This window comes from Nocardia coubleae NBRC 108252 (assembly GCF_001612805.1).
Classification (GTDB): domain Bacteria; phylum Actinomycetota; class Actinomycetes; order Mycobacteriales; family Mycobacteriaceae; genus Nocardia; species Nocardia coubleae.
Map to the genome: position 1 here is coordinate 45,455 of NZ_BDBD01000018.1, position 23,463 is coordinate 68,917.

Sequence of the window (23,463 nt, forward strand, 5' to 3'; positions counted from 1 at the left end):
CACGTCGGACCGGCGATCCCGCACCTGCGGCGGTTGCGGCCCGCGCTTCGCCGCTGATCGACCGGGCGCGATCCGCGCCGTGCCTTGCCCGCTGTGTGCGCGGACCGTGGGTCTCGGTGACGCCCCGAGCCGAGGCGGTGCCGCTTGGCGTTGATGCCGGATGCGCGGCCGGTGCCTTGTGCGGGGAATTTGCCCTGGCGCCAACGTAGTTGGCAGTACTCTTCCGCTATGACTCTGCTCGCGGTCGATTCGGGACGGAACCTGCTCGACCGGTGGCTGTGGGTTTTCGGGCGGCGGCCGGGCTTGCTGTCGGAGGGGGCACGCCGGGAACTGCTGCTCAGGGGGCTGCCGGCGAGTGCCACCGTGCTGTCGGTGTGGTCGCGCCGGGGCGAGGGTGGCTACCGGTTCAGCGTGCGGGTCCAATTGCCCGACGAGCTGCCCTACGACGTGCGCGTACGGCAACGGATCCGTAGCCAGGACCCGGAATGGATGCGCCCCGGCGACACCATCGGCTGTCGCGTCGACCCCGGCGACCCCGACCGCGTCGTCCTGTACCTCCCCGAACAAACGAAATCCACCCCCGGCTCCACCGCCAAGATCCTCGCCAACGGCCGCCGCGCCGAAGCCACCGTCCTCGCCGTAGCCCCCATAGCCACCGACTACACCGCCCGCGAAGACCCGGTCCTACGCCTCGACCTGGAACTCCGAGCCTGGGACGAACCAACCCCCTGGCGAGTCCGCCTGATCCAACCCGTCCCCTTGACCGCCGTCGGCCAAATAGAACTGGGCACCCGCCTGGAAGCCGCCTTCTTCACCGTCGACCGAGGAAAGTCCGTAGCCCTCGACTTCACCTCCCTGAGCTGACCCGACAACCTCTGCTTTTGTATTCGCGCACATGGCAATCGAGCCCTCGGTACGAAGAACTACTGTGGTGACGTGATAGTGCGACGCGCAGCGAAGACCGGCCTCCGGGAGCTGTCAGCGATGCCGACATTCTGGGAGGCCGCGACCCTAGGGGTACCTATCTCTGCGGCTGCCGCGATGTTCATTTTCGGGGTTGCGGCAAAGCTTGCCGATGCCGCATATCCAGCGGTAGACGTCCCGGCCGGCAGCCTGTTCGGCTTGCTGACGGTGACAGCGGCGTCGGTGATCTGCTTACTCGCGTGGAAAAGAAGTCCACGTTCGCTGGGCGCAGCGCTCGGCCTGTCGGTGATTCTGCTGTTTTCCGCGCTCTTCTGGGCGCTATCCCTGTGAAGAACGAATTTACGTATCGACGCGAAGAATGGTTCGGCCCAGAGAGTTGTCTGGCCGTCGTGGCGGCGACGGTGTGCCTCTCCCTGCCTTATCTGGTGGCCGACTTACGGGATGCGATATGGCTGATTTGCGCCCCCGTGATCCTGGGAATCACCCTCACAGTGATCGGATCGTTCCCTACAGCGTGGCGCCCACATGCCCGCCGTACAGGCGTGGGCTTCCTGGCCGCCTTCGCGTGCCTCGCCCTCGGCATCCCGTGCTTCCTGGCAGGACTCGCGACAGCATCGCTACTCTCCTGACCTGGGCTGAAGACTGTTCACCGCAGGTGAGCCTGCAGGCTCGAAGGTAGACCTGCCGACCGGACTCGACGGTTGAGCGAACAAAAAACCGGGCACCGATGAGTCGGTGCCCGGTCGGGGGAGTGGGTGTCAGTCTGCGATGGCGGACCAGCCGGCGACTTCTTCCGGCTTGCGGGGGCCCGGTCCGGTGTAGATGGCGGCGGGGCGGACGAGCTTGCCGAGCTGCTTCTGCTCGAGGATGTGGGCGCACCAGCCTGCGGTGCGGCCGCAGGTGAACATGGCGGGCATCATGTGGGCGGGGACCTCGGCGAAGTCGAGGATGACCGCGGCCCAGAATTCGACGTTGGTTTCGATGGCGCGGTCTGGGCGGCGTTCGCGCAGTTCGGCGAGGGCGGCCTGTTCGAGGGCGGCGGCTACTTCGTAGCGGGGGGCGGCCAGGCGCTTCGCGGTGGCGCGCAGGACGCGGGCGCGGGGGTCCTCGGCGCGGTAGACGCGGTGGCCGAAGCCCATCAGCTTCTCTTTGCGGTCGAGGATGCCCTTCACCAGAGCCCGTGCGTCGCCGGTCTTTTCGACTTCCTCGATCATCGGGAGCACGCGGGCGGGCGCGCCGCCGTGCAGCGGGCCCGACATGGCGCCGATCGCACCCGACAGCGACGCCGCCACGTCGGCGCCGGTGGAGGCGATCACGCGGGCGGTGAAGGTTGAGGCGTTCATGCCGTGCTCGGCGGCCGACACCCAGTAGGCGTCGATGGCCTCGGTGTGGCGTGGGTCCGGGTCACCCTTCCAGCGGGTCATGAACCGCTCGGTGACGGTGGTGCACTCGTCGATCTTCTTCTGCGGTACCGCGGGCTGGTAGATGCCGCGCGCGGACTGCGCCACATACGACAGCGCCATCACCGAGGCGCGCGCGAGGTTCTCGCGGGCGGTCTCGTCGTCGATGTCGAGCAGCGGCTCGTAACCCCAGATGGGGGCGAGCATGGCCAGGCCTGCCTGCACGTCGACGCGCACGTCGCCGGTGTGCACGGGCAGCGGGAACGGTTCGGCGGGCGGCAGGCCGCGGCCGAACTGACCGTCGACGAGCAGCGCCCACACGTCACCGAAAGTCACCCGGTTGGCGACCAGATCCTCGATGTCGACGCCGCGATACCGTAGGGCGCCACCGTCCTTGTCGGGCTCGGCGATGTCGGTGGTGAAGGCCACCACGCCTTCCAATCCGCTGACGAAATCCTGTGGTACCGAGCTCGCGGTCATGGTGACTCTCCTTGCAGGGGCAGGCCGATCTTTCGCAACGATAGACCCGCTGGTACTGCGGAGTAACGTCGCCCCTATGCGTGAACTCGACCCGTCCTCGGCGGCCGCGACCGAGCCCGCCGCGCAGCCTTCCGTAACCCTGTCCGACGCCGCGATTTCCGGCGCTGTCGACCTGAGCACGATGCGCGTCGACTACGGCGATCCGCGGGCGGTGCGCACCACCGAACCCGATCTGGACGAGTCGTGGGTGGCCGGTGGCTGGGAGCCGCTGCTGCGCCGCTGGATCGAACAGGCGGGCACCCTCGGGGTGGCCGAACCGAACGCGATGGTGCTGGCCACCGTCTCGCTCGCCGGACCGGCGCCACGGCCGGTAGCGCGCACGGTGCTGTGTAAAGGCCTCTCGCCCGAGGGTGTCGTCTTCTATACGAACTACGACTCGGCCAAGGGCAATCAGCTCGCCGCCGACCCGTACGCGGCCGCCACCTTCGTCTGGCCGTCGCTGGCCAGACAGGTGCACGTGCGCGGCGTGACCGAACGTGTCGCACCCGAGGTCACCGAGGCGTACTGGCAGACCCGGCCGCGCGAATCCCGGCTCGGCGCCTGGGCCTCGCAGCAGTCGCGGCCCGCGGCCACCCGCGCCGACCTCGATCGCGCCCTGGCCGAGACCACCGCCCGGTTCGCCGATGTCGACGACATCCCGGTCCCACCGCACTGGGGTGGTTACCTGCTGCGACCCGACGAGGTGGAGTTCTGGCAGGGCAGGCACGGACGGTTGCACAACCGGATCGTCGTCCGCATCGACGGCGAACAGACGACGGTTCTGCGCCTGCAACCCTGACGGTGGGATATCTCACCGAGCGCGAACATGGGACGTTTCAGCGCAACTGGCTAATCTCCGGCGCGTGAAACTGCTCGCCGATACCCGGCCCCTGCGAAATCGCGACTATCGCAGGCTGTGGACGACCAACATCGTCACCGTCATCGGCGCGCAGCTGTCGGTAGTCGCGGTGCCGCAGCAGATCTTTCAGATCACCGGCAGCTCCGGGTACGTGGGCCTGGCCGGACTGTTCGGCCTGATTCCGCTGGTGGTGTTCGGGCTGTGGGGCGGCGCGCTGGCCGACGTGATGGACCGGCGCACCCTGCTCGTCATCACCACCGCGGGCACCGGGGCGACGGCGGTCGCGTTCTGGGTGCAGGCCGCGCTCGGCCTGAACAACGTGTGGCTCGTGCTCGGGTTGTTCGCCACCCAGCAGGCGTTCTTCGCGGTCAACCAGCCGACCCGCAGCGCCCTGATCGCCCGGTTGCTGCCGCCCGAGCAGATCGCCGCCGCCAGTTCGCTGAGCATGACGGTGCAGAACGTCGGCATGATCGCCGGACCGGTCCTCGCCGGTGTGCTGATCCCCGTGCTCGGTCTGCCGACGCTGTACCTGCTCGACGCGATCGCGCTGCTCGCCACCCTGTGGGCGGTGTGCCGCCTGCCCGCCTTCCCGCCGAGCGGTGAGCAGCGCCGGGCCGGTCTGCGTGCCGTGATCGACGGCTTCCGCTATCTCACCGGCCAGCGGATCCTGCTCGCCTCCTTCGTCGTCGACATCATCGCCATGGTGTTCGGCATGCCGCGCGCGCTGTTCCCGCAGATCGCGCACGAGACGTTCCACGATCCGGCCGAGGGCGGTGTGGCGCTCGGTCTGTTGTTCGCGGCGATCTCGGCGGGCGCGGTGCTGGGCGGAGTGTTCTCCGGCTGGGTGCCAAGGGTGCGCAGGCAGGGGTTGGCGGTGATCGTGTGCATCGCGATCTGGGGTGTGGCGATGGTCGGTTTCGGCCTCGCGGTCGGCCTGGCCGGTCACCTGTTCGGGCTGGGGGTGTGGTTGTGGATCGCGCTGGCGTTCCTGGCGCTCGGCGGTGCGGTCGACATGGTGTCGGCGGCGTTCCGGACGGCGATGTTGCTCAACGTGTCGACCGACGAGATGCGCGGTCGGCTGCAGGGGGTGTTCATCGTGGTTGTCGCCGGTGGACCACGGGTCGGTGATGTTGCCCACGGTTTTGCCGCCGCGAGCCTGGGTACTGCTGTTGCCGCCGCGGGTGGTGGCGTCCTCGTGGTGATCGGGGTGCTTCTCGCCGCATTGGCCTTCCCCGCTTTCGTTCGCTACCGCGTGGCTCGCGCGCACGCCGAGGTTGTCGCCGAATAAGTTGGGAGACAAGGAAATACATGGTCGACGCGGGTGGTGGGCAGGTTCGGGCCGTGACCACCGGTTCCGGCCCCGCCGCGCGCCGTGCGAACCCGGATCCGCGCAGGTGGAGCACCTCACCACGGATTCGCCCCGGTGTGAGCACAGCCCAGGCCAACCCTGATTGCTCATCCACGGCCGACAAGAGTTAGCGTTACACCAAGCGCGCCGTCTGCCGACCGCAAACGGCGCACGGTTCGGCGCCGGGTTTCAGGGCTCGGCGAGAATCTCAACTAGCCTGAGAGGGATCCTTCCGTGCCCGCTGAGAACATCACCAACGTCGCCGATGACGCCAAGGCGGTACTGCAGTACCCCGGTGGCGAGTTCCCGATCTCGGTCACCAGGGCCGCAGAGGGCAACGACGGACTCGACTTGGGCAAGCTGCTGGCCAGCACCGGTTACGTCACCTACGACCCCGGTTTCATGAACACCGCGTCGACCAAGTCGGCCATCACCTACATCGACGGCGAAGCGGGCATCCTGCGCTACCGCGGCTACCCGATCGACCAGCTCGCCGGCCGCTCGACCTTCATCGAGGTCAGCTACCTGCTCATCTACGGCGAGCTGCCGACCCAGGCCCAGCTCGACGACTTCACCGATCGCATCCGCCGCCACACCCTGCTGCACGAGGACCTGAAGCGGTTCTTCGACGGCTTCCCGCGCAACGCGCACCCCATGCCGGTGCTGTCGTCCGCGGTGAACGCGCTGTCGGCGTACTACCAGGACTCCCTCGACCCGCGCGATCCCGAGCAGGTCGAGCTGTCGACCATCCGCCTGCTGGCGAAGCTGCCGACCATCGCGGCGTACTCGTACAAGAAGTCGGTCGGTCAGCCGTTCCTCTACCCCGACAACTCGCTGTCGCTGGTCGAGAACTTCCTGCGGATGACCTTCGGCTTCCCGGCCGAGCCCTACGAGGTCGACCCCGAGGTCGCCGCCGCGCTCGACATGCTGCTGATCCTGCACGCCGACCACGAGCAGAACTGCTCCACTTCGACCGTGCGCCTGGTCGGCTCGTCGGATGCCAACCTGTTCACCTCGGTGTCCGGCGGCATCAACGCGCTCTGGGGCCCGCTGCACGGCGGCGCCAACCAGGCCGTGCTCGAGATGCTCGACGAGATCAAGGCCAACGGCGGCGACGTCAAGGAATTCATCCGCAAGGTCAAGAACAAGGAAGACGGCGTGAAGCTCATGGGCTTCGGGCACCGCGTCTACCGCAACTACGACCCGCGCGCCACCCTGGTCAAGCAGGCCGCCGACAAGATCCTGTCGAAGATCGGCGGCGACGACCAGCTGCTCGACATCGCCAAGCAGCTCGAAGAGGCCGCCCTCACCGACGACTACTTCGTCTCGCGTCGCCTGTACCCGAACGTCGACTTCTACACCGGCGTCATCTACCGCGCGATGGGCTTCCCGACCCGCATGTTCACCGTGCTGTTCGCGATGGGCCGTCTGCCCGGCTGGATCGCGCACTGGCGCGAAATGCACTCCGAGCCGCTCAAGATCGGCCGCCCGCGCCAGATCTACACCGGCTACGGTGAGCGTGACTACCGCGCTATCGACAACCGCTAGTCATCTGGACAACGCACACTATCGAAGGGGATAGCCCGCAATGACCAAGCCGGAAATCGAATTCCAGGAGGGCCCGCCGCCCTCTCAGCTCGTCATCAAGGACATCATCGAAGGCGAAGGCGCCGAAGCTGTGCCCGGCGGCACCGTGGAGGTCCACTACGTCGGCGTCGAGTTCGAGACCGGCGAGCAGTTCGATTCCTCCTGGGACCGTGGTGAATCCATCACCTTCCCGCTGCGCGGCCTGATCCAGGGCTGGCAGGACGGTATCCCGGGGATGAAGGTCGGCGGCCGTCGCCAGCTGACCATCCCGCCGGAGCTGGCCTACGGTCCGGTCGGTGCGGGTCACCACCTGTCGGGCAAGACCCTGGTCTTCGTGATCGACCTGCTCGACGCCAACTGAGCTGAGCTACCGGCGGCCCGTGTTTCCCTCAGGGAGACACGGGCCGCCGGCGTTTCACACCTTGTCGATCGCGGCGGCCAGCCAACGGTCGTCGACCTTGCGCATGGTCAGTGCGAAGGTGGTGCGCTGCGACCGACCGTCGGGTGCGGTGCCGTTGGTCAGCCGCTGACCGACGATGGCGACGACGACGTACTCGGTGCCCGCGCCGGACCTGGACAGACACTCCGGCTCGCCCTCGACCGTCGAGGACACCTGAGCGGTCTCCATCGCCGCCCGCAGCCCGGCGGCGCCCTCCACGAACTGGTCGTGGAATTCGCCGGTGGAACCGGCCCGCATCTGCTCGAAGTAGCCGTCCAAGTCGCTGTGGTGATAAGTCACCATCAACCGCGCGAACGCGCAGGCCGCGAGTCGGGCCGCCTCCTGGGGCAGCACGGTGGGCTCGCCCGGCAGCGCCACGGGAGCGGCGGGTTCGCGAAACACGGCCACCGCGCCTGCCGAGCCGCCGATCAGGGCCGCGACGAGCACCAGGAGGCCGACGACGATCCAGCCGACACCGGGCGAGCCGCCCGGCGGGCGCACCGGTCCGGTGGGTGCGACATTGTGTGTACCAGAGCCGGTTTCGATCATCCTGCCCCCCTTCCCGCGCGTCAGCTTACGGGCTGCGGCGCCCCGTGGCGCGGCGCGGTCGGGCATCGGGGTAATGTGCGGCGAGTGTGACCGGAGCCATAGCTCCCCGTGTGTCTCGTTTCCAATGCGTTGTCCATGACAGTGACTTGTTCGATTCGCCCGAGGCCCGGCTGCTCGGGTGATTCGGGAGGGAGATTCTCGATCATGTTCCACCACAAGGTTGTCCGTCACGCGCTGGCCGCCGTGCTGCCCGTCGCCGTCGCGGTGAGCGTGGTCGGTGCCGGGACGGCTTCGGCTGAATCCGATCAGGTGCGCTTCGCGCAGGGGCTGGCCAGCACCGGCGAAGGGTTCAGCACGACTGTCGCCCCGGATCTGCGCACCGTGTCGGCCTCGCTGTCCGAAGGTCGTTTCGTGCTCGGCCCGCAGGGTGTGGTCGTCGAATCGGCCGCGGGCGAGCAGACCGGGCAGATCCCCACCTCGTTCACCACGGCGGGCGGAAACCTCATCTCCCTCGCCACCGAGATCGCCGCCGACGGCCACAGCCTCACGGTGACTCCGCAGCCCACCCCCGCCGCGACGGCCGAACTGCGCACCATCGCCACCAACCCCGCCGCCCAGTTCCCCGACCCGGTCCAGAACGCCGCAGCCATCGGCGCGGGCATCGGCCTGATCGCCGCCGCCGTCGTCTGCATCCCGATGATCACCACGATGATCCTCTACCTGCCCTGCGTCGGCCTCGTCGGCCTCCCCAACGCCCTGGTAGGCGCCCTGATCGGCGCCATCGTCGGCGTAGCCGCCCCGGACGTCATCCCTCAGATCCTGCCCTGACCCCGAAACCCTGCGGCCCGGTCTACTTCGACCGGGCCGCAGGCATTTCCAGCGCAGATACCGCGGGCTACTCGTGGACGACCTCGACAGGGTCGGTGAGGGCGAGGGCCAAGGCGGATTGCTGGGATTGACCACGTGGGGGGAGGGCTTCGAGTGCCTTGCTGGTTTGGGTGTTGAGGTTGCCGACGATGTTCTGCAGGGCGCCTACGCCGCCGGTGAGTTGTTCGATGGCCGAGACCAGTTGGGCGCCACCCTGTTCGGCGAGGGTGGGGAGGTCTTTGGCGAGGGCGGCACCCTGGGTGAGCTGGTCGCGGGCGCTGTTGAGGCGGGCGACGACCGTGCGCAGGAGCGTGCCGAGGTCGGTATCGGGATCTACTGCGGCGCCCGTCAATTCGCTCAGACCGGCCAACTGGGTGCCCGCCTGGTTCGAGACCGCCTGGAGCGCTTCGAGTTTGGTGATGATGCCGGCCAGCTGGGGGTCGGCGGCGAAGGGGAGTGCCTTCAGTGGCGGCAGGATCTGGTCGAGACCGGAGCCGAGGGCGGCCGCGCTGTTCTGCACGCCCGCGATGGTCACGCCGGTGGAGCTGAGGGCATCGGCGAGCTGGGTGGCCTGCAGTGCCGCGCCGTCGACGGTCTGGTTCAGCAACTCGATCGCCGAAGTGAGCTGTCCCGCCCCTTGTTTGGCGAAGTCGAGGAAGCCGAGCAACTGCTCCGCCCCACCGCTGAACTGGTCGGCCCCATCGGCGGCCGCGTTCACGCCCGCGCTCAGAAGCTGGGCGGTGAACTGCACCGAGGTCATCTGATTGCGCGCCTGCGACACCGCCGCCAACGCCGCATCCACGCCGGACGCGCCGATCCGATGAGTCACCACGTCGACCGCGCCGTTGACCGTGCGCTGGTCGGCGCCTTCGTGAGTGGTGACGGTGACCTTGGCGCGCTGCGGTGTCGGCGTCGCGAGGGTGGCCATGGCCGAGGTGAGATCGGCGGGCAGCGTGATCACCGCGGCGTAGTCGCCGGGGTCGACCTCACCGGGCTTCGCGAGCGTCCACTCGTAGCCGCCCGCGTCCTGCACCGCCTTGGCGACCCGTTCACCGGTCGGTCCGGTGTCGGCGTTGACAAGCGCGATCCCGGTAGGCGCGGAATCCGTTGTGGCGCAAGCGGCGACGGTGGCACCGGTGAACAGGACGGCGGTGAGCAGGCAGAGCAGGCGGGCGCGTGTGTGGATCACAGCCGCGACGGTATCGGGACAGTTCGGTGCGGGTCGTGGGGGTTGTCTGAGAGTTCGTTGAGGAACACCATTTCCCACTCATCGAGACTGTTAACCCCCGAATGCTATGTGCTGTGTCACAGTTCCGGTTTCGCAGCTGTTCTGTTCGGTACAACTCTCGAGTCAATCGACATCGAGATTTTTTCGATTCGTCCGGGGGTTCGGGGGTCGCCGGAGGCATCGGGAGGGAGACATTTTCATGTTCCGCCACACCATCACCCGTGCGGGTCGCCGCGCGTTCGTCGCCGCGCTGCCGCTGGCCGTCGCCACCTCGCTGGTCACCGCGGGCACCGCTGCCGCCGACGTGACCGAGCGTCAGGCGCAGATCGCCACGGGCCTGTCCAGCGTCGTGTCCGAGGGTGGTGTCGACTTCCGCAGCGCCGTCTCGCCCGACCTGCGCACCATCTCCGCGACCGTCGAGAACGGCCGCTTCGTGCTCACCCCCGACGCGCTGACCGTGGTCTCCGCCGAGGGCGTCACCGTCGGTGAGGTGCCGCTGAAGCTGAACACCGTCGACGGCAACGCCATCGCGGTCGCCTCCGTGGTCTCGGCCGACGGCAAGAGCGTGTCGATGGCCCCCGCGCTGTCGGCCGACACCAGCACCGAGCTGAAGAACATCGCCACCGACCCGGCCGCCGCCAACCACGACCCGGTCCAGAACGGTGCCGCCGCGGGCGCGACGATCGGTGCGATCGCCGCCGCCATCCTGTGCGTCCCGGCCCTGGCCGCGTTCATCATCGGCTACGTCTTCTGCGCCATCCCCGGCGTGATCTCCACCGCCATCACCGGCGCGGTGATCGGCGCCGTCATCGGCCTGGTCATCCCGGAAGCCGTCCCCCAGGTCCTGCCCTGATGATCCGCACCCGCGGGCGGTAGCCCTCGGCTCGGCACACGAAAGCCCCGCACTCGCCGTGCGGGGCTTTCGGCTACCTGGCGCGCTTGGTTCTGCCGCGATCGGCGATCCGGAACTCGACGCTCACCGGAATCGCACTGAGCTCCAAGGCCGTTCGCAACCGGGGAACGGCGTGACCGAGTATCCGTTTGCGCAATGCGGTCAGATCGGCGTCGGGGTCGGTCTCGACCAGCAGATGCAGATCGGGTGCCAGCTTTGTGCCCGAGAGCCGGGCGGTGGCCGATCGGACCCCGTCGTAGGTCTCGATGTCGGCGGCAACCGGTTCGGCGGCGGCACCGGAACCGAGGCGGGTGTACCCCTGCTCGGTGGAGTCCCCGAGCTGCCACACCGTCTGCTTGGGCAGGCGCGTGAATTGGGCGGCCAGCCACCGCAACGCGGCGAGCGCGAGGACGACGGCTCCCGCCACAGCGAGGAAGAAGACCCAGTGCGGTGGTTCCGCCGTCCCGGGTACCAGCGGTGAATCGCGCGAGATCCGGGCGAAGGCACCGAGGTGTGCCGCGATCAGCAGCCCGCCCGCCGTGGCGAGCGTGAGGCCGAGCAGCCCGAGCAGTCCGCGATTGAGCCGGGCGGGCCGGTTGACGACGGTCATCGCGTACCTCCTGGTCCGATCGTGCGCAGGCTGGTGCGCAGGCGGGGGACAACGGCCGGCCTGATCCGGTCCAGCCGGGCGGACACGGCTGTGCCGAGGTTCTCAGCGGTCCGCTCGGCGGTGTGATGGGTGTGCCCCGCGATGTGGATCTTCTTGCGGCGCAACCGGACCCGCGCCTTCTCGACACCGTCGACGGCGCCCGCGGCATCAGTGAGCGCGTGCCGCAGGCTGCGCCGAGCGATCCCGGCCTCGAGATCGTCACCGGGTTCCAGCGCGAGCACCACCGGCTTGCCCGGTGTCACCGCGACCGCGAGCAGCGCCAACCCCACCACGGCGAGGACCGCACCCGCACCGAGCACCCACACGCTGTCCCACGACGTGTCGTGCAGCCGGGTGGCGAGACTGTCGTAGGAAACCCATTCCCGTGACCCGGTGAGCCGCTGGATCAGCGACACCGCGACGAGCACGGCGGCGCCGAGCAACGCCAGGGCGACGACGACGGCCGGGACGACCCGGCGGGGCCGACGCGTCATCGGACTCTCCTTTCCGGCGGTTCGGGAACCATGGCCGACACCTCGATGTCGACCCGTGGCACGGTCAGACCGGTCAGCGCCTCGGTCCTGGCGATGAGGTGCGCGCGGCACGCGTCGGTGACGCGCGCGACCGGCGACGGATAGCGGACCGGGAGCCGGACGTGCAGGGTGGCGCCGGTCCCGACGACCTCGGCGCGCACCCGCACATCCGGTTCGACCCCGGCCACCTCGGTCGCGGCCCGAGCGGCGATGCGCCGTACGACGCGCTCGTCGATCGTCGTCGCCCCTGGCAATTCGGCGGTCTCGGGACGCGCGGTGACGCCTGCGAGCTCGGTGGCGGCGCTGGTCACCGCCTGCTCCGATCCTGCGCCGACCGCAGCAGCCCGGACAGATCGACTTCACCGTCGAGCCAGCGCCCGATCAGCAGGCCGAGGCCACCGAAGATCAGCACAACGGCGAACGCGCCGAGCCCGCCGAAAGCGGCGGCGAAGCCGAGGGACAGGCCCATGACGAGGCAGATCGTGGTGGCGTTCATGTCACTGCACCCGGTCGCGGGTCGGCTGCTGCTGGTCGTCGGACTCGTCTTCGATGTAGACGTCGTTGACGTTGATATTGACCTCGACGACCTCGAGTCCGGTCATCTGCTCGATGGCCGTGATCACGTTGCGGCGCACCGCGCGCGCCAACTCGGCGATGGCGACGCCGTATTCGACGACGAGTTCCAGGTCGACCGCGGCCTGCTTCTCGCCGACCTCGACCGAGACACCCTGGCCGATGCTCGAGGAAGCGCCCGGAATGCGGTCGCGCAGTGCGCCGATCGCGCGGGCGGTGCCACCACCGAGGGCGTACACGCCGCGTACCTCACGTGCCGCGAGCCCGGCGATCTTCTGGACAACGGTATCGGCGATGGTCGTCGTGCCCTGGTCGGTCGCCAGCGCGCCCGTACCCTTGCCCGGTGCGCCGGTCTTCTCGACGGCCTTGCTGTTCTCGGTGCTCGTGCTGGTCATAGCTTCCTCCGATGGTGTTGTGCTCCAACATTTCTCGAACTAACACTGGTAGGACACCGTGGCCGGGGTTTCGTCACGGGCGGGGAACGTGATCTGGATCGCTCCCGCCGGCAACGGTTTCGGCGTGCAGGTCGACCACATGGATCCGCAACCCCGCGCCTGCCCACGGGGTTTCGTCGAGCAGCGGGCGAATCGCGGCCTCCAGCTTGTCGATCAGCGGACGCAGCGGCAAACTAGCGGCTACCACGCGCAACTGCACCGCCGTCTCATCGAGATCCACCGCCGAGCTGCCCGCGTTCCACGGCAACCAGCGGCTGTTCTCCAAGCCCATCGGGACAGCGGGATGTACTCCGTCGACGGCATCGATGGCCGCGACGATCCGGTCGATCAATTCGGTCTCACCGCTCACGATCGCCCCGGTTCGATATCGAGTACCCACACCGTCACCTCGTCGACCTCGGCGCCGGTGTCTTCGGTGACCGCTCGCGCGACAGCCTGCTGCACCGCCCGGCCGACCTCGCCGACATGCGCCGACGCCGTCAGCGCCAGATCGACCTGGAGGCTGAGCAGCCCGCCGGTGCGCCGCACCCGGACACCGGCCGAGGCGGCGGGTTCCTGTCCGATCCAGAGCCGGCGTCCGGTGCGGGCGAGCTGACCGACCAGGCCGAGTACGCCGGGTTCGAGCCGGGCGACCCCGGACACCGCGGCCGCCGCCCGCGCGGCGACCGCGGCGATCACGGCGTCGCCGACGATCACTTCGGTTTCGGGGAGCATGCCGGTCACCGGTCCTCCTCGTAGATGTCGACAACGGTGAGGTCGAGCCTGCCCAGGTGCACGCCGACCCGTGCGGTGGCCGCGGCGCGCACCCGCTCGCGCACCAGCGAGACGACGTCCTCGATGCGCGGCACGCCGTGGCGCACGGCGATGGTCATGTCGACGGCGATCACCTGCTCGCCGTCCGCGCCGGGCTCGCTGCTCTGCACCCGGCAACCGCGGGCGCGCACGCCGTCGACGGTGTCGGCCGCGAACCGCAGCACAACGGCCACCGCCTGCTCGCTGACCTGGATGGCGCCGGGATGAGGTGTGTCGAGTGTGAGGGTGCGGCCACGGCGCACATCGGCGCGCACGGCCGACATGATGCGCCCGAACAGATCGGGTGGGGGTGGGTCGGGTTCCTCGATCAGTTCGCGGGTGGCCGTGCGCAGGGTCAGCAGGCTCTCCCTGGCCGCGGCGCACTGCGGGCACGTCGCCTCGTGGCTGTCGACGTCGTTGTCGTCGAGTCGTTCCCACACCTGTTCGAGACCGCGTCCGCACGGGAGCAGGTAGTCGTTGTCGTTGTGGGTCACCGCCATGGCTTCATCACCTCTGCCAGTTGGGCTCGGGCACGCGCGATCCGTCCGCGCACCGCAGTGCTGTTGGTGCCGACGATCTCGGCGATCTCGTCATAGGAACGGCCGTGCACTTCGCGCAGCAGCCAGCAGGCCCGCTGTTCGGGCGTGAGCAGTTGCAGCGCGTCGGTCAGCGCGGCCATCTGGCTGCTCACCTCGGTGGCGTGATCGGGTCGGGTGTCGGTGCGGGTCGACGCCGTGGTGTCGGGGTCGACCTCGGTGGAGGGGCGGCGCGCGCGGATGACGTTGAGGCACCGGTTGGTCGTCATCCGGTAGAGCCAGCTCGCGAACGCGGCGTCGTCTTGCAGGCGCGCGATCGTCCGCCAGGCCTTGAGGAACACCTCCTGGGTGACGTCCTCGGCCTCGGCGCGGTCGGCCAGCATCTTGGCGGCGAGCCGGAACATCGGTCCTTGATAGCGCAGCACCAGCTGCTCGTATGCGCGGACATCGCCGTCACGCGCCCGACCTGCCAGGGTCGCGTCGTCCAGCTCTGTCTCGGCCGCGGGTGACGTCGTCACACGCCCACCTCCTCCGCTGCTCCTGTGATGGACACCGACGCGCAGGACATCGTCACGGCGAATTATGAGTGATCGTCGTCTCTGTCCCGGTTCCCCGAGGTCCCAGGGGTGTCGCGATCTCAGACGGCGGGGCGGATCGGCAGGTCGAGGACCAGCCGTGCGCCGCCGAGGGAGCTGTTCTCGAAGTAGGCCCGGCCTCCGTGCAGCTGGGCCTGCTGGGCGACCAGAGCGAGGCCGAGGCCGGAGCCGATCTTCGTGGCGTTGGAACCACGGGCGAACCGCTCGAACACCCGGTCGCGTTCGGCGGTGGGAACGCCGGTGCCGTTGTCGTCGACCGCGATGACGACGCGGTCGGCGCCGACGCGGTGAGCCGAGACGACGGCCTCGGTCGCGCCACCGTGTCTCACCGAGTTGGTCAGTGCGTTGTCGACGGCAAGGCGCAGGCCCGCGGGCAGACCGCGGGTGATCAGTTCGGCGTCGGTATCGATGCGCACCGATAGGCCGGGGTTGTGCCGCATGGCGTCGTGTGCGGCCTGGTCGCACAGGTCGGCCACATCGGTGGCGACGTGGTCGGCTTCGGCGGTGAGGTCACCACGGGCCAGCCGTTCCAGTGCGGAAAGCGTCGTCTCGACGCGGGTTTCGGTGCGGGCCAGATCGTCGAGGATCTCGCGGCGCTGGGCGTCGGTGAGATCGAGCGTGCGCAGTACCTCGAGATCGGTGCGCATCGCGGTGAGGGGCGTGCGCAGTTCGTGGGCGGACACGGCGGCGAAATCGCGGGCGGTCTCCAGCGCGGCGGCGGTCTCGGCCTGGGCCTGATCGACGCGGGCGAGCATGGTGTTCACCGCCTCGGCGAGCTTCTCCGCCTCGTCCACACCGGAACCGTCCACCGGCTGGGCGGGGTGGTCGGGATCGGGGAAGGCGCTGCGCGCCGAGACCTGCCGGGTGAGCCGCACGATCGGGTCGACAGCCCGACCGGCGAGGAGCCAGCCGAGGGCAGCCGCCGCGGCGACCGCGATCGCGGCGCCCGCGAGTACCCAGCGCTGCTGATCAGCCGTCGCCTTCGCCGCCTCGGTGGTCGGAATGGCAAGCGACACAGTGCGACCCGCCGGCTGGTTCTCGGTGGTGGTGAGCACCCGGTAGGGCTGGTCGTTCACCTCGACGGTCTGCGAGCCGGGCGCGAGATCCGGCAGCTGGGTGGAGCTGGACGCGGTCACCTGGCCGTTGTCGCGCACGGTGAGCGCCATCGTGTTCTGCAGCCCGGTGAGATTCACGAAACCGGTGGCGAGCACCGGCTCGATCAGCACGATGCGCGAGGCGATTTCGAGTTGCTGATCCGTCTGGGTCACATTGTTGCGTTCGATCGCCTGAAAGCCGACGAACGCGGCAATGCTCACGATGATCACCGCACCCGCCGCCGCGGCCGCCGCGACCCGTGTTCGCAACGAAAACGATTGCCTGCGACGGACTTTCGGCGACCGCACGGTCATTTAGGTTCCCGCAACACGAAACCGATGCCGCGAATAGTGTGCAAAATCCTTGGCGTGTCATCTATTTCGAGTTTGCGCCGAAGGTATCCGACGAACACGTCGACCACATTCGTATCGGCTATGAAATCGTAGCCCCACACCAATTCCAGCAGCCGCTCACGCGTGAGCACCACACCCGCATTGCGCGCCAGGGTGGACAGTAATTCGAATTCCCTTTTGGTGAGCTCGATTTCCCGCCCGTGCAGCAGTGCGCGATAACCCGCGACATCCACCTGCAGCGGACCGACGGTGATCGCGCCGGGTGCGGCCTGATCGGGCGTGTCGGTTCGCCTGCGCAGCAGGGCGCGGATGCGGGCGACCAGCTCGGCGAGTTCGAACGGTTTCACCAGGTAGTCGTCGGCGCCCGACTCCAGCCCGGCGATCCGGTCGTCCACCGAGGCGCGGGCGCTGAGCACGCAGATCGGCACGTCGTTGCCCATGGCCCGCAGCGCCGTCACCACCCCGGCGCCGTCGAGGACCGGCATGTTCATATCGAGCACCACCGCGTCGGGCGCGTGCTCGGACACCGCCCGCAACGCGGCGCCACCGTCGCGGGCGACGAGCACCTGGAACCCGGAGAGCCGCAGACCGCGCTCCACCGAGGCGAGCACGTCTTCGTCGTCGTCGACGACCAGCACAGTAGCGGCGGCACGTTCAGTCACGCCGCAATCCTAGGGGGACTCGAGCGTCGAGAACCGCGGCGCCAGCCGCCGATGTCCTGTTCTCGGCGCGCCTCCGCCTCTGGACTGAGCGGAGGGTGCGACGAAGGAGTGCCCGGAGGGAGGGAAGAGGCGGAGTCAAGCGTCGAGAACCGCGGCGCCAGCCGCCGATGTCATTGCGCTACCTGGTCGCCGTCGGGGGTGGTCGGCCTGCCGAGCGGGGGGTTGGCGAGGATGCGGTCGGCCAGGGCGGTGAGGACGGCCGGGTCCTCGATGGTGGCCGGGGGTTCCACGTGTTCACCGGCGGTGAGCTGGCGGATGGTCTTGCGCAGGATCTTGCCCGAGCGGGTCTTGGGCAGGCCGGTGACGACGATCGCGTCGTGCAGGCTGGCGATGGCGCCGATCTGCTCGCGCACCCGTTCCACGAGCTCGTCGCGCAACTGGTCGGGCTCGATGTCGATGCCCTGCTTGAGCACCACATACGCCAGCGGCAGGCTGCCCTTGAGTTCATCCGGCACGCCGATCACGGCGCACTCGGCGACGGCCTCGTGCCCGGAGATGGCGGCCTCGATACTGCCCGCCGAGAGCCGGTGCCCGGCGATATTGATGACGTCGTCGGAGCGGCCGAGGACGTAGAGGTAGCCGTCTTCGTCGAAGTAGCCGGAGTCGCCGGTGAGGTAGTGGCCGGGGAAGGCCGAGAGATAGGAGCGCACGAACCGTTCCCGGTTGCGCCACAGGCCGCTCAGGCAACCGGGGGGCAGCGGCAGGCCGATGACGATATTGCCCTCGGTGCCGTTGGGTACCGGGTTGCCGCTGGCATCGAGCACCCGCAGGCGATACCCGGGCACCGGCACTCCGGCGGAACCGGGCTTCACGGGCAGTTCCTGCAGGCCGAGCGGGTCGGCGCAGATGGGCCAGCCGGTCTCGGTCTGCCACCAGTGGTCGACCACCGGAGTGTCGGGATGACCGGCGAGCAGGGTGTCGCTGGCCCACTCGAAGGTGGCGGGGTCGAGCCGCTCGCCCGCGCAGAACAGCGCACGCAGCCGGGACAGGTCGTGGCGATGGGCAGCGGTGGCCTCCGGGTCGGCGCGGCGGATGGCACGCAACGCCGTGGGGGCGGTGAACAGCACCCGCACGTCGTGTTCGTCGACGATGCGCCAGAACGCGCCCGCGTCGGGGGTGCCGACTGGTTTGCCCTCGTAGAGCACCGTGGTCGCACCGACGAACAGCGGCGCGTAGACGATGTAGGAGTGGCCGACCACCCAGCCCACATCAGAGGACGCGAAGAACACCTGACCCGGGCCCACGTCGTAGATATTGCGCATCGACCAGGTGAGGGCCACCGCGTGGCCGCCGTTGTCGCGCACCACGCCCTTGGGCTTTCCGGTCGTTCCCGAGGTGTAGAGGATGTAGAGCGGGTCGCAGGCGCCCACGGTCACCGGCTCGGCCGGTTCGGCCTCGGCGACGGTGGCGTCCCAGTCCAGCCAGCGCGCGGCGACGGTCTGATCCGAGGCGGGCAGCACGTCGGTGGCGGGCTGGTCCTGGGCGAACTCGATGGTCGGGAACTGTGGGCGCTGTTTGACGAGCACCGTGCGCACCGAAGTGCTCTCGGCCAGGTCGAGGGCCTGCAGCACGATCGGCGGGTACTCGATGCGGCGGCCCGGCTCGAGCCCGCCCGACGCGGTGACGACGAGCACCGGCTCGGCGTCGTCGATGCGGGCCGCCAGCTCGGGTGCGGCGAACCCGCCGAAGACCACCGAGTGGACCGCGCCGATGCGGGCGCACGCGAGCATGGCGATCACGGCCTCGGGGATCATCGGCAGATAGATCACCACTCGGTTACCGGCGACCACGCCGAGATCACGCATCGCCCCGGCGAAGCGTTCCACCTCGTTGAGCAATTCCGCATACGTATAAGTCGTTGTGGTGTCGGTCATGGCCGACACATAGATCAACGCGGCCTGATCCGAACGTCCACCTTCGGCGAGAGTTCCGCCGCGCACATGCCGGTCGAGGGCGTTCACACAGGTATTGAGCTTGCCGTCGGGATACCAACGGGCCGAACGTTTGTCGGCGGCGTCGAGAGTGTGCTCGGGGGCGAGATCCCACTCGATCTCGCGAGCGGCGGCTGACCAGAAGTCGGCTGGATCGACCAGGCTGGTCTGATAGACCGGCCGGTACTCGTGTTCGGTGTCCAAGCCTGTGACTCCTAGCCTCGCTTCGTGCCCGCTCGATAGATCCTGATGATTGTGGCAGACTTCACGCGACACCCGAGGGGGTGCCGCGACCTTTGGTTTTGCCTGTAACGGGCAGGTCATCGCGCGGACCTCTACCGGGAGTCGGCCAAGAAGTTATTGATCCGTTAGAATCTGTTGTCACTTATTCGGGCAGTCGTAGACGCAATTTCTCGGCCAGCCGCAGTTCTCGGCCAGCACCGTCTGGCGAGCCACCATTGCGCCTGTGGAGGTTCGTGATGGCGCACGGTACGAGGCCAGTTTGGAAAGTGAGTGGGAGATGCGTGACGCCGCTAGGTCCGGCAGCAAGCGCTGGGCGCTCGGCAACTGGGACCTGCGTTGGAAGGTTACGGCCGTCTTGGCTGTGCCTCTCGCGGTCGCGGTCGGGCTCGGCGTGTCGAGGATTACCTCCGAGTTCACCGAGGCCAACCGGCTTTCGAGCATCAACGAGCAGGTAGACGCGATTCCGTCGGTCACCTCGCTCAGTGCTGTGACCGCGCGGGTGACCGGTAGCCAGACCGTGCCCGCCGGTCCCGGGGTCACCCTGGTGACCGACCAGGACCTCGTCGACCTCGACGCTGCCATCGCCGAGGGCGAGGCCGAGCTCGGTCGACTCGTCGACCTGCCGAAGGCGCACTCCGCGCTCGAGCGGATGATCGCCCAGGCCAAGAATGTGCGTGCCCAGGGCAAGGGGCTCACGGCCTCGCCCGATACCGCGCTCGCCTCGGTCGAGCAGATGCGCAAGGACAGTGTCTCGATCGTCGAGTCGACGATCGCCCAGGTGAGCAACCCGGTGATGGACACGGCCAAGCTGCGCCTGGTCGACTCGCTCAACACCCGGTCGATCCTCGTCGATCAGCTGGCCGCGATCTCGGAGATGCTGCGCGGATCGCCCGCGGGCCCGCAGAACTACCTCACCGGCGTGGCAACCGAGCGTCACCTGCTCGACGTGCTCGCCAACCGCTTCCCCGACGGCGACCAGGTGCTCGCCGACCTCAAGACCCAGGCCGACATCCGCCAGAACCTGGTGAGCGGGCCCGACGTGGCCGCGGGCAAGCTGCCGATCGGCGAGATGCGGACCTCGCTGGTCACCAGTCTCGTGGCCTACGAAACCGTCGTCGACGAGTCGACCAAGGCCATCGAGACCTCGATGGACGAGCTCACCACCTCGGCCGCCACCGGCGCCTGGACCTACACCGCGGTCGTCATCGCGACCATCCTCGCCGCGCTGCTGCTCGCCGTGTTCGTCGCGCGCTCGATGATCGTGCCGCTGCACCGCCTGCGCCTGGCCGCGCTGCGCGTGGCCGAGTCCGACCTGCCCCACGAGGTCGCCCAGCTCCGCAACGGCGCCGCCCCCGAGGACGTGCCGCTCGAACCGATGCCGGTGCGCTCCGACGAGGAGATCGGCCAGCTGGCCCGCGCCGTCGACGACATCCACGGTCAGGCGCTGCGCCTGGCCAGCGACCAGGCGCAGATGCGTTCGCAGGTCAACGACATGTTCGAGACGCTGGCGCGGCGGTCCAAGTCGCTCGTCGACCATCAGCTCACCCTCATCGAGGCGATGGAGTACGACGAGAAGGACCCGCGCCTGCTCGAGAACCTCTTCCGCCTCGACCACCTCGCCGCGCGTATGCGCCGTAACGGTGACAACCTGCTGATCCTCGCCGGCACCAAGCAGCGGCGTTCCAAGTCGGCCCCGGTCGAGATCGCCGACGTGCTCCGCGCCGCGATCTCCGAGGTCGAGGACTACGAGCGCGTGAAGCTCGGCGCCACCCCGCGCGGTTCGCTCGTCGAACCGGCCGCCTCCGACCTGGCGCACCTGTTCGCCGAGTTGCTCGACAACGCGCTGCGCGCTTCGCCGCCGGAGACCGACGTCAAGTTCACCTTCGCCCAGGCACACGACCAGGGTCTGCTGATCGAGGTGGCCGACCGGGGCATCGGTATGCCGCCCGCGGAGATGACCGACATCAACCGCAGGCTCGAGCAGGCCGCCGAGCCCGGCCCCGACACCGCCCGCCACATGGGTCTGTTCGTGGTCGGCCGTCTGGCCGAGCGGCACGGTCTCACCGTCCGCCTGCGCCCGACGTTCGATACCGCGCGCGATCCGGGCGTCACCGTCACCGTGCACGTGCCGGTCGGCCTGATCGTCTCGGGTGCCGGTGGCGCGGTCGTGCCGCCGAACCAGCTGCAGAAGCAGCAGCAACCGCCGCAGCCGCAGAAACCGCAGCCCCAGCAGCCGCAGCAGCCGAGCACCATGCAGACCCGTGCGATCACCCGTACCCCGGGTGGCAACATGATGGTCACCGTCGACCCGGGCGTGAGCCCGCCGCCGACCGGTCCCGGTGGACTGCCGCAGCGTCAGCCGGGCAATGCCATGGCGCAGACGCAGGACGGCAACGAGCAGTCCACGTCGTTGCGCCCGGCCACCCCCGGTCAGGGCAATGTGCCGCAGCGCGGCAAGCTGGCCGCGGCCAACCTGCCCAAGCGCAATCTGGCACCGGGTGGTCCCGGCGCGCCGCAGCGTCCGCAGCCACCCCAGCCCCCGCAGGGCAAGCCGGGCGAGGCCAAGCCCGCGCCGACGGCCGGTGGCCTGCCGCAGCGTCAGCCGGGAGCCAACGGTGCGCCCGCCCGCGAGCAGGGTCAGCCGCCGCGCGACGCGGCACCCACCCGTGAGGGCGGCCTGCCGCAGCGTTCGCCCGGCGCCAACGGCGCCCCGCCGCGTGACCCGTCGACCGGCCTGCCGCAGCGCGACCCGTCGAATCGCGCGCCGCAGCGCGACCAGAGCGGCGGCCTCCCGCAGCGTGACCCGGCAGGCGGCCCGCAGTCCGGCGGCCTGCCGCAGCGCTCGCCCTCGGGCGGTCTCCCGCAGCGTGACCCGTCCAACGGTCTGCCGCAGCGGGAGCAGACCGGTGGTCTGCCGCAACGTGATCCGTCCACCGGCCTGCCGCAGCGTGCGCCGAACAACCCGCCGACCGGACTCCCACAGCGTGGCGGCCCCGTGCCGCAGCGTGATTCCGAGCCGGTGCAGCGCGATCCGTCGACGGGCCTGCCGCAGCGTGGTGGCCCTGCGCCGCAGCGTGATTCCGAGCCGGTGCAGCGCGACCCCGCGACCGGTCTGCCGCAGCGTGGTGGCCTACCCCAGCGCGAGCCGACCCCGCGTCTGCCGCACCGCGAGCAGTCCGGCGGCCTGCCGCGCCTGGACAACCCGGCCGGCGGTCTGCCGCAACGGAATCCGGCCAACGGGCTGCCGCAGCGCAACCCCGCCGGTGGCCTGCCGCAGCGCACCCCGTCGGAAACGCCCGCCGCCCAGCGGGATCCGGCCGACGGCGGCCTGCCGCAGCGCGCGCCCGGTCTCCCGCAGCGCGGTGAAGCCCCCCCGGAGCGCCCACTCGGACCGAATGGGCTGCCCCAGCGTGCTCCCGGCGCTACTGTGGTACCGCAGGCGAACGCCGGGCCGGGAGTGGCTCTGCCGCAACGGGATCGGGATCCTGCGGAGCCGGGGAACGCTGCGTCGGCAGGGCGTGATCCGGGACGGCACAGCTATCGGTCGAATCCGGCCAAGGCCGCGTCGTTCTTCCAGACCAGGTTGCAGCCGGCACCGGAGGGCGATTCCGTGATGGGCGGAACGCCGATCTTCGCGGAGATGATGTCGGCGTGGCTCACGGACGAGAATTCCGACCGGTCCCAGCTGGCCGCCGCCTTCGAATCACCCGGTGACGAAGGTTGGCAGGCCGCGCGACGGGCCGCCGAGGCGCAGGCCGAGGCCCGCACGGCCGCCGGCTTGCCACAACGCAATCCGGGCGGAAGGCTCGTGCCCGGTGGCGTGACCGGTAACGCCGACCGCACACCGAAGCGCGACCCTGAAACCATCAGGTCCAGCTTGAGTCGTCACCAGCAGGGCGTCCGGGATGGCCGCGCAATGAAGGCAATGAACCTAACCGGAGATAAAGGAGACCGATGAACCCCGATCTAGGTGGTACGAACCGTCAGCTGGATTGGCTGGTTTCGAACTTCGCCAACGAGGTTCCTGGCGTAGCCCATGCTGTCCTTGTCTCGGCCGACGGCCTGCTGATGGCCGCCAGTGCCCAGCTACCGGTCGACCGCGCGGAGCAGCTGTCTGCTGTCACCGCCGGTCTGGCCAGCCTGTCCGTCGGCGTGTCGAATCTTTTCGAAGGCGGTACGGTACTGCAGTCCGTCGTCGAGATGGAGCACGGTTACCTGCTGCTGATGGCAGTGGGCGACGGCTCCTATCTCGCGGTCCTGACCAACACCTCGTGTGACATCGGTCAGGTCGGCTACGAGATGGCTCTGTTGGTCGAGCGTGTGGGCCAGACCGTCCAGGCCACGCCACGCGTCACGATGGGTTCCTGATGGTG

Annotated in this window: 25 protein-coding genes; 10 read left to right on the forward strand and 15 right to left on the reverse strand. The window is 69.2% G+C overall.

Going from position 1 to position 23,463, the window contains the following annotated elements; genetic code table 11:
• Positions 1-228 precede the first annotated feature (228 nt).
• A complete protein-coding gene (locus NCO8_RS17460) occupies positions 229-864 on the forward strand; it encodes a hypothetical protein (protein ID WP_067640959.1) in 636 nt (211 codons plus the stop codon).
• Positions 865-1,041: 177 nt separating this feature from the next.
• Positions 1,042-1,254: a hypothetical protein gene (locus tag NCO8_RS17465; RefSeq protein WP_157104955.1), complete on the forward strand. Its 213-nt coding sequence runs from the start codon at positions 1,042-1,044 to the stop codon at positions 1,252-1,254.
• Positions 1,255-1,682: 428 nt separating this feature from the next.
• Here the strand turns inward: NCO8_RS17465 and NCO8_RS17470 are convergent, their stop codons facing one another.
• Positions 1,683-2,804: a citrate synthase 2 gene (locus NCO8_RS17470; protein WP_067640963.1), complete on the reverse strand. Its 1,122-nt coding sequence runs from the start codon at positions 2,802-2,804 to the stop codon at positions 1,683-1,685.
• 76 nt (positions 2,805-2,880) lie between these two features.
• Between NCO8_RS17470 and pdxH the strand changes: the two genes are divergently transcribed.
• The 4 genes from pdxH to NCO8_RS17490 all read left to right on the forward strand — a co-directional run bounded on the left by pdxH (position 2,881) and on the right by NCO8_RS17490 (position 6,998).
• A complete protein-coding gene (gene pdxH / locus NCO8_RS17475; protein WP_067640965.1) occupies positions 2,881-3,642 on the forward strand; it encodes a pyridoxamine 5'-phosphate oxidase in 762 nt (253 codons plus the stop codon).
• A gap of 64 nt (positions 3,643-3,706) precedes the next feature.
• Positions 3,707-4,990, forward strand: coding sequence for an MFS transporter (locus NCO8_RS17480; protein WP_174550340.1), 1,284 nt, complete (start codon positions 3,707-3,709; stop codon positions 4,988-4,990).
• Positions 4,991-5,284: 294 nt separating this feature from the next.
• Positions 5,285-6,598 carry a citrate synthase gene (locus tag NCO8_RS17485; RefSeq protein ID WP_084457266.1) on the forward strand — a complete coding sequence of 438 codons (1,314 nt, stop codon included), beginning with the start codon at positions 5,285-5,287 and terminating at the stop codon, positions 6,596-6,598.
• A 40-nt stretch (positions 6,599-6,638) separates the two neighbouring features.
• Positions 6,639-6,998, forward strand: a complete 360-nt coding sequence (locus tag NCO8_RS17490) for an FKBP-type peptidyl-prolyl cis-trans isomerase (RefSeq protein WP_067492438.1) — start codon at positions 6,639-6,641, stop codon at positions 6,996-6,998.
• A gap of 54 nt (positions 6,999-7,052) precedes the next feature.
• Here NCO8_RS17490 and NCO8_RS17495 read toward each other — a convergent pair whose 3' ends face one another.
• Positions 7,053-7,625, reverse strand: coding sequence for a hypothetical protein (locus tag NCO8_RS17495; protein ID WP_067640967.1), 573 nt, complete (start codon positions 7,623-7,625; stop codon positions 7,053-7,055).
• Positions 7,626-7,829: 204 nt separating this feature from the next.
• Here NCO8_RS17495 and NCO8_RS17500 point away from each other — a divergent pair, with 204 nt between their 5' ends.
• The gene (locus NCO8_RS17500; RefSeq protein WP_067640969.1) at positions 7,830-8,453 is read left to right on the forward strand and encodes a DUF8020 domain-containing protein; all 624 of its coding nucleotides are present in this window, start codon (positions 7,830-7,832) and stop codon (positions 8,451-8,453) included.
• A gap of 67 nt (positions 8,454-8,520) precedes the next feature.
• Here the strand turns inward: NCO8_RS17500 and NCO8_RS17505 are convergent, their stop codons facing one another.
• On the reverse strand, positions 8,521-9,681 hold the full coding sequence (locus NCO8_RS17505) for a YhgE/Pip domain-containing protein (protein ID WP_067640970.1): 1,161 nt from the start codon (positions 9,679-9,681) through the stop codon (positions 8,521-8,523).
• Positions 9,682-9,919: 238 nt separating this feature from the next.
• Here NCO8_RS17505 and NCO8_RS17510 point away from each other — a divergent pair, with 238 nt between their 5' ends.
• Positions 9,920-10,573, forward strand: a complete 654-nt coding sequence (locus NCO8_RS17510) for a DUF8020 domain-containing protein (RefSeq protein WP_067492449.1) — start codon at positions 9,920-9,922, stop codon at positions 10,571-10,573.
• 73 nt (positions 10,574-10,646) lie between these two features.
• Here NCO8_RS17510 and NCO8_RS17515 read toward each other — a convergent pair whose 3' ends face one another.
• From NCO8_RS17515 to NCO8_RS17570, 12 genes are all read right to left on the reverse strand, one after another.
• Positions 10,647-11,222, reverse strand: a complete 576-nt coding sequence (locus tag NCO8_RS17515; RefSeq protein WP_067640972.1) for a hypothetical protein — start codon at positions 11,220-11,222, stop codon at positions 10,647-10,649.
• The gene (locus NCO8_RS17520) at positions 11,219-11,755 is read right to left on the reverse strand and encodes a DUF6286 domain-containing protein (protein WP_067640973.1); all 537 of its coding nucleotides are present in this window, start codon (positions 11,753-11,755) and stop codon (positions 11,219-11,221) included. Before NCO8_RS17520 ends, NCO8_RS17515 begins: the two co-directional genes overlap by 4 nt.
• Positions 11,752-12,105 (reverse strand): Asp23/Gls24 family envelope stress response protein, encoded by a 354-nt coding sequence (locus tag NCO8_RS17525; RefSeq protein WP_218022672.1) that lies wholly within the window; start codon positions 12,103-12,105, stop codon positions 11,752-11,754. The genes NCO8_RS17520 and NCO8_RS17525 overlap by 4 nt, the downstream gene beginning before the upstream one ends.
• Positions 12,102-12,290, reverse strand: a complete 189-nt coding sequence (locus tag NCO8_RS17530; protein ID WP_067492453.1) for a hypothetical protein — start codon at positions 12,288-12,290, stop codon at positions 12,102-12,104. The genes NCO8_RS17525 and NCO8_RS17530 overlap by 4 nt, the downstream gene beginning before the upstream one ends.
• Before the next feature lies 1 nt (position 12,291).
• Positions 12,292-12,762 (reverse strand): Asp23/Gls24 family envelope stress response protein, encoded by a 471-nt coding sequence (locus NCO8_RS17535; protein ID WP_067640974.1) that lies wholly within the window; start codon positions 12,760-12,762, stop codon positions 12,292-12,294.
• 73 nt (positions 12,763-12,835) lie between these two features.
• Positions 12,836-13,171 (reverse strand): hypothetical protein, encoded by a 336-nt coding sequence (locus tag NCO8_RS17540; RefSeq protein ID WP_067492458.1) that lies wholly within the window; start codon positions 13,169-13,171, stop codon positions 12,836-12,838.
• Positions 13,168-13,536 (reverse strand): Asp23/Gls24 family envelope stress response protein, encoded by a 369-nt coding sequence (locus NCO8_RS17545; RefSeq protein WP_067641575.1) that lies wholly within the window; start codon positions 13,534-13,536, stop codon positions 13,168-13,170. The genes NCO8_RS17540 and NCO8_RS17545 overlap by 4 nt, the downstream gene beginning before the upstream one ends.
• Positions 13,537-13,541: 5 nt before the next feature.
• Complete coding sequence (locus NCO8_RS17550) at positions 13,542-14,114, reverse strand: Asp23/Gls24 family envelope stress response protein (RefSeq protein WP_067640976.1); 573 nt, start codon at positions 14,112-14,114, stop codon at positions 13,542-13,544.
• On the reverse strand, positions 14,105-14,668 hold the full coding sequence (locus NCO8_RS17555) for an RNA polymerase sigma factor (RefSeq protein ID WP_067640979.1): 564 nt from the start codon (positions 14,666-14,668) through the stop codon (positions 14,105-14,107). The genes NCO8_RS17550 and NCO8_RS17555 overlap by 10 nt, the downstream gene beginning before the upstream one ends.
• Positions 14,669-14,787: 119 nt before the next feature.
• Positions 14,788-16,110 (reverse strand): sensor histidine kinase, encoded by a 1,323-nt coding sequence (locus NCO8_RS17560; RefSeq protein ID WP_312032660.1) that lies wholly within the window; start codon positions 16,108-16,110, stop codon positions 14,788-14,790.
• A gap of 41 nt (positions 16,111-16,151) precedes the next feature.
• On the reverse strand, positions 16,152-16,856 hold the full coding sequence (locus NCO8_RS17565) for a response regulator transcription factor (RefSeq protein ID WP_067640983.1): 705 nt from the start codon (positions 16,854-16,856) through the stop codon (positions 16,152-16,154).
• Positions 16,857-17,026: 170 nt separating this feature from the next.
• Positions 17,027-19,051, reverse strand: a complete 2,025-nt coding sequence (locus NCO8_RS17570) for an AMP-binding protein (protein WP_067640984.1) — start codon at positions 19,049-19,051, stop codon at positions 17,027-17,029.
• Between the two features lie 316 nt (positions 19,052-19,367).
• On the opposite strand from NCO8_RS17570, the gene NCO8_RS17575 reads away from it, so the two are divergent.
• Together NCO8_RS17575 and NCO8_RS17580 are read left to right on the forward strand one after the other, a co-directional pair.
• Entirely contained in the window at positions 19,368-23,048 is a 3,681-nt protein-coding gene (locus tag NCO8_RS17575) for a HAMP domain-containing sensor histidine kinase (protein WP_084457268.1), read from the forward strand.
• A complete protein-coding gene (locus NCO8_RS17580; protein WP_011207200.1) occupies positions 23,045-23,458 on the forward strand; it encodes a roadblock/LC7 domain-containing protein in 414 nt (137 codons plus the stop codon). The genes NCO8_RS17575 and NCO8_RS17580 overlap by 4 nt, the downstream gene beginning before the upstream one ends.
• Positions 23,459-23,463 lie beyond the last annotated feature (5 nt).

Bases quoted from the DNA above. Each gene is read 5' to 3' on its own strand.
- NCO8_RS17460 (WP_067640959.1), top strand. From the start codon at position 229: ATGACTCTGCTCGCGGTCGATTCGGGACGGAACCTGCTCGACCGGTGG.
- NCO8_RS17465 (WP_157104955.1), top strand. From the start codon at position 1,042: ATGTTCATTTTCGGGGTTGCGGCAAAGCTTGCCGATGCCGCATATCCA.
- NCO8_RS17470 (WP_067640963.1), bottom strand. From the start codon at position 2,804: ATGACCGCGAGCTCGGTACCACAGGATTTCGTCAGCGGATTGGAAGGC.
- pdxH (WP_067640965.1), top strand. From the start codon at position 2,881: ATGCGTGAACTCGACCCGTCCTCGGCGGCCGCGACCGAGCCCGCCGCG.
- NCO8_RS17490 (WP_067492438.1), top strand. From the start codon at position 6,639: ATGACCAAGCCGGAAATCGAATTCCAGGAGGGCCCGCCGCCCTCTCAG.
- NCO8_RS17495 (WP_067640967.1), bottom strand. From the start codon at position 7,625: ATGATCGAAACCGGCTCTGGTACACACAATGTCGCACCCACCGGACCG.
- NCO8_RS17500 (WP_067640969.1), top strand. From the start codon at position 7,830: ATGTTCCACCACAAGGTTGTCCGTCACGCGCTGGCCGCCGTGCTGCCC.
- NCO8_RS17510 (WP_067492449.1), top strand. From the start codon at position 9,920: ATGTTCCGCCACACCATCACCCGTGCGGGTCGCCGCGCGTTCGTCGCC.
- NCO8_RS17515 (WP_067640972.1), bottom strand. From the start codon at position 11,222: ATGACCGTCGTCAACCGGCCCGCCCGGCTCAATCGCGGACTGCTCGGG.
- NCO8_RS17520 (WP_067640973.1), bottom strand. From the start codon at position 11,755: ATGACGCGTCGGCCCCGCCGGGTCGTCCCGGCCGTCGTCGTCGCCCTG.
- NCO8_RS17530 (WP_067492453.1), bottom strand. From the start codon at position 12,290: ATGAACGCCACCACGATCTGCCTCGTCATGGGCCTGTCCCTCGGCTTC.
- NCO8_RS17535 (WP_067640974.1), bottom strand. From the start codon at position 12,762: ATGACCAGCACGAGCACCGAGAACAGCAAGGCCGTCGAGAAGACCGGC.
- NCO8_RS17545 (WP_067641575.1), bottom strand. From the start codon at position 13,536: ATGCTCCCCGAAACCGAAGTGATCGTCGGCGACGCCGTGATCGCCGCG.
- NCO8_RS17550 (WP_067640976.1), bottom strand. From the start codon at position 14,114: ATGGCGGTGACCCACAACGACAACGACTACCTGCTCCCGTGCGGACGC.
- NCO8_RS17575 (WP_084457268.1), top strand. From the start codon at position 19,368: ATGCGTGACGCCGCTAGGTCCGGCAGCAAGCGCTGGGCGCTCGGCAAC.
- NCO8_RS17580 (WP_011207200.1), top strand. From the start codon at position 23,045: ATGAACCCCGATCTAGGTGGTACGAACCGTCAGCTGGATTGGCTGGTT.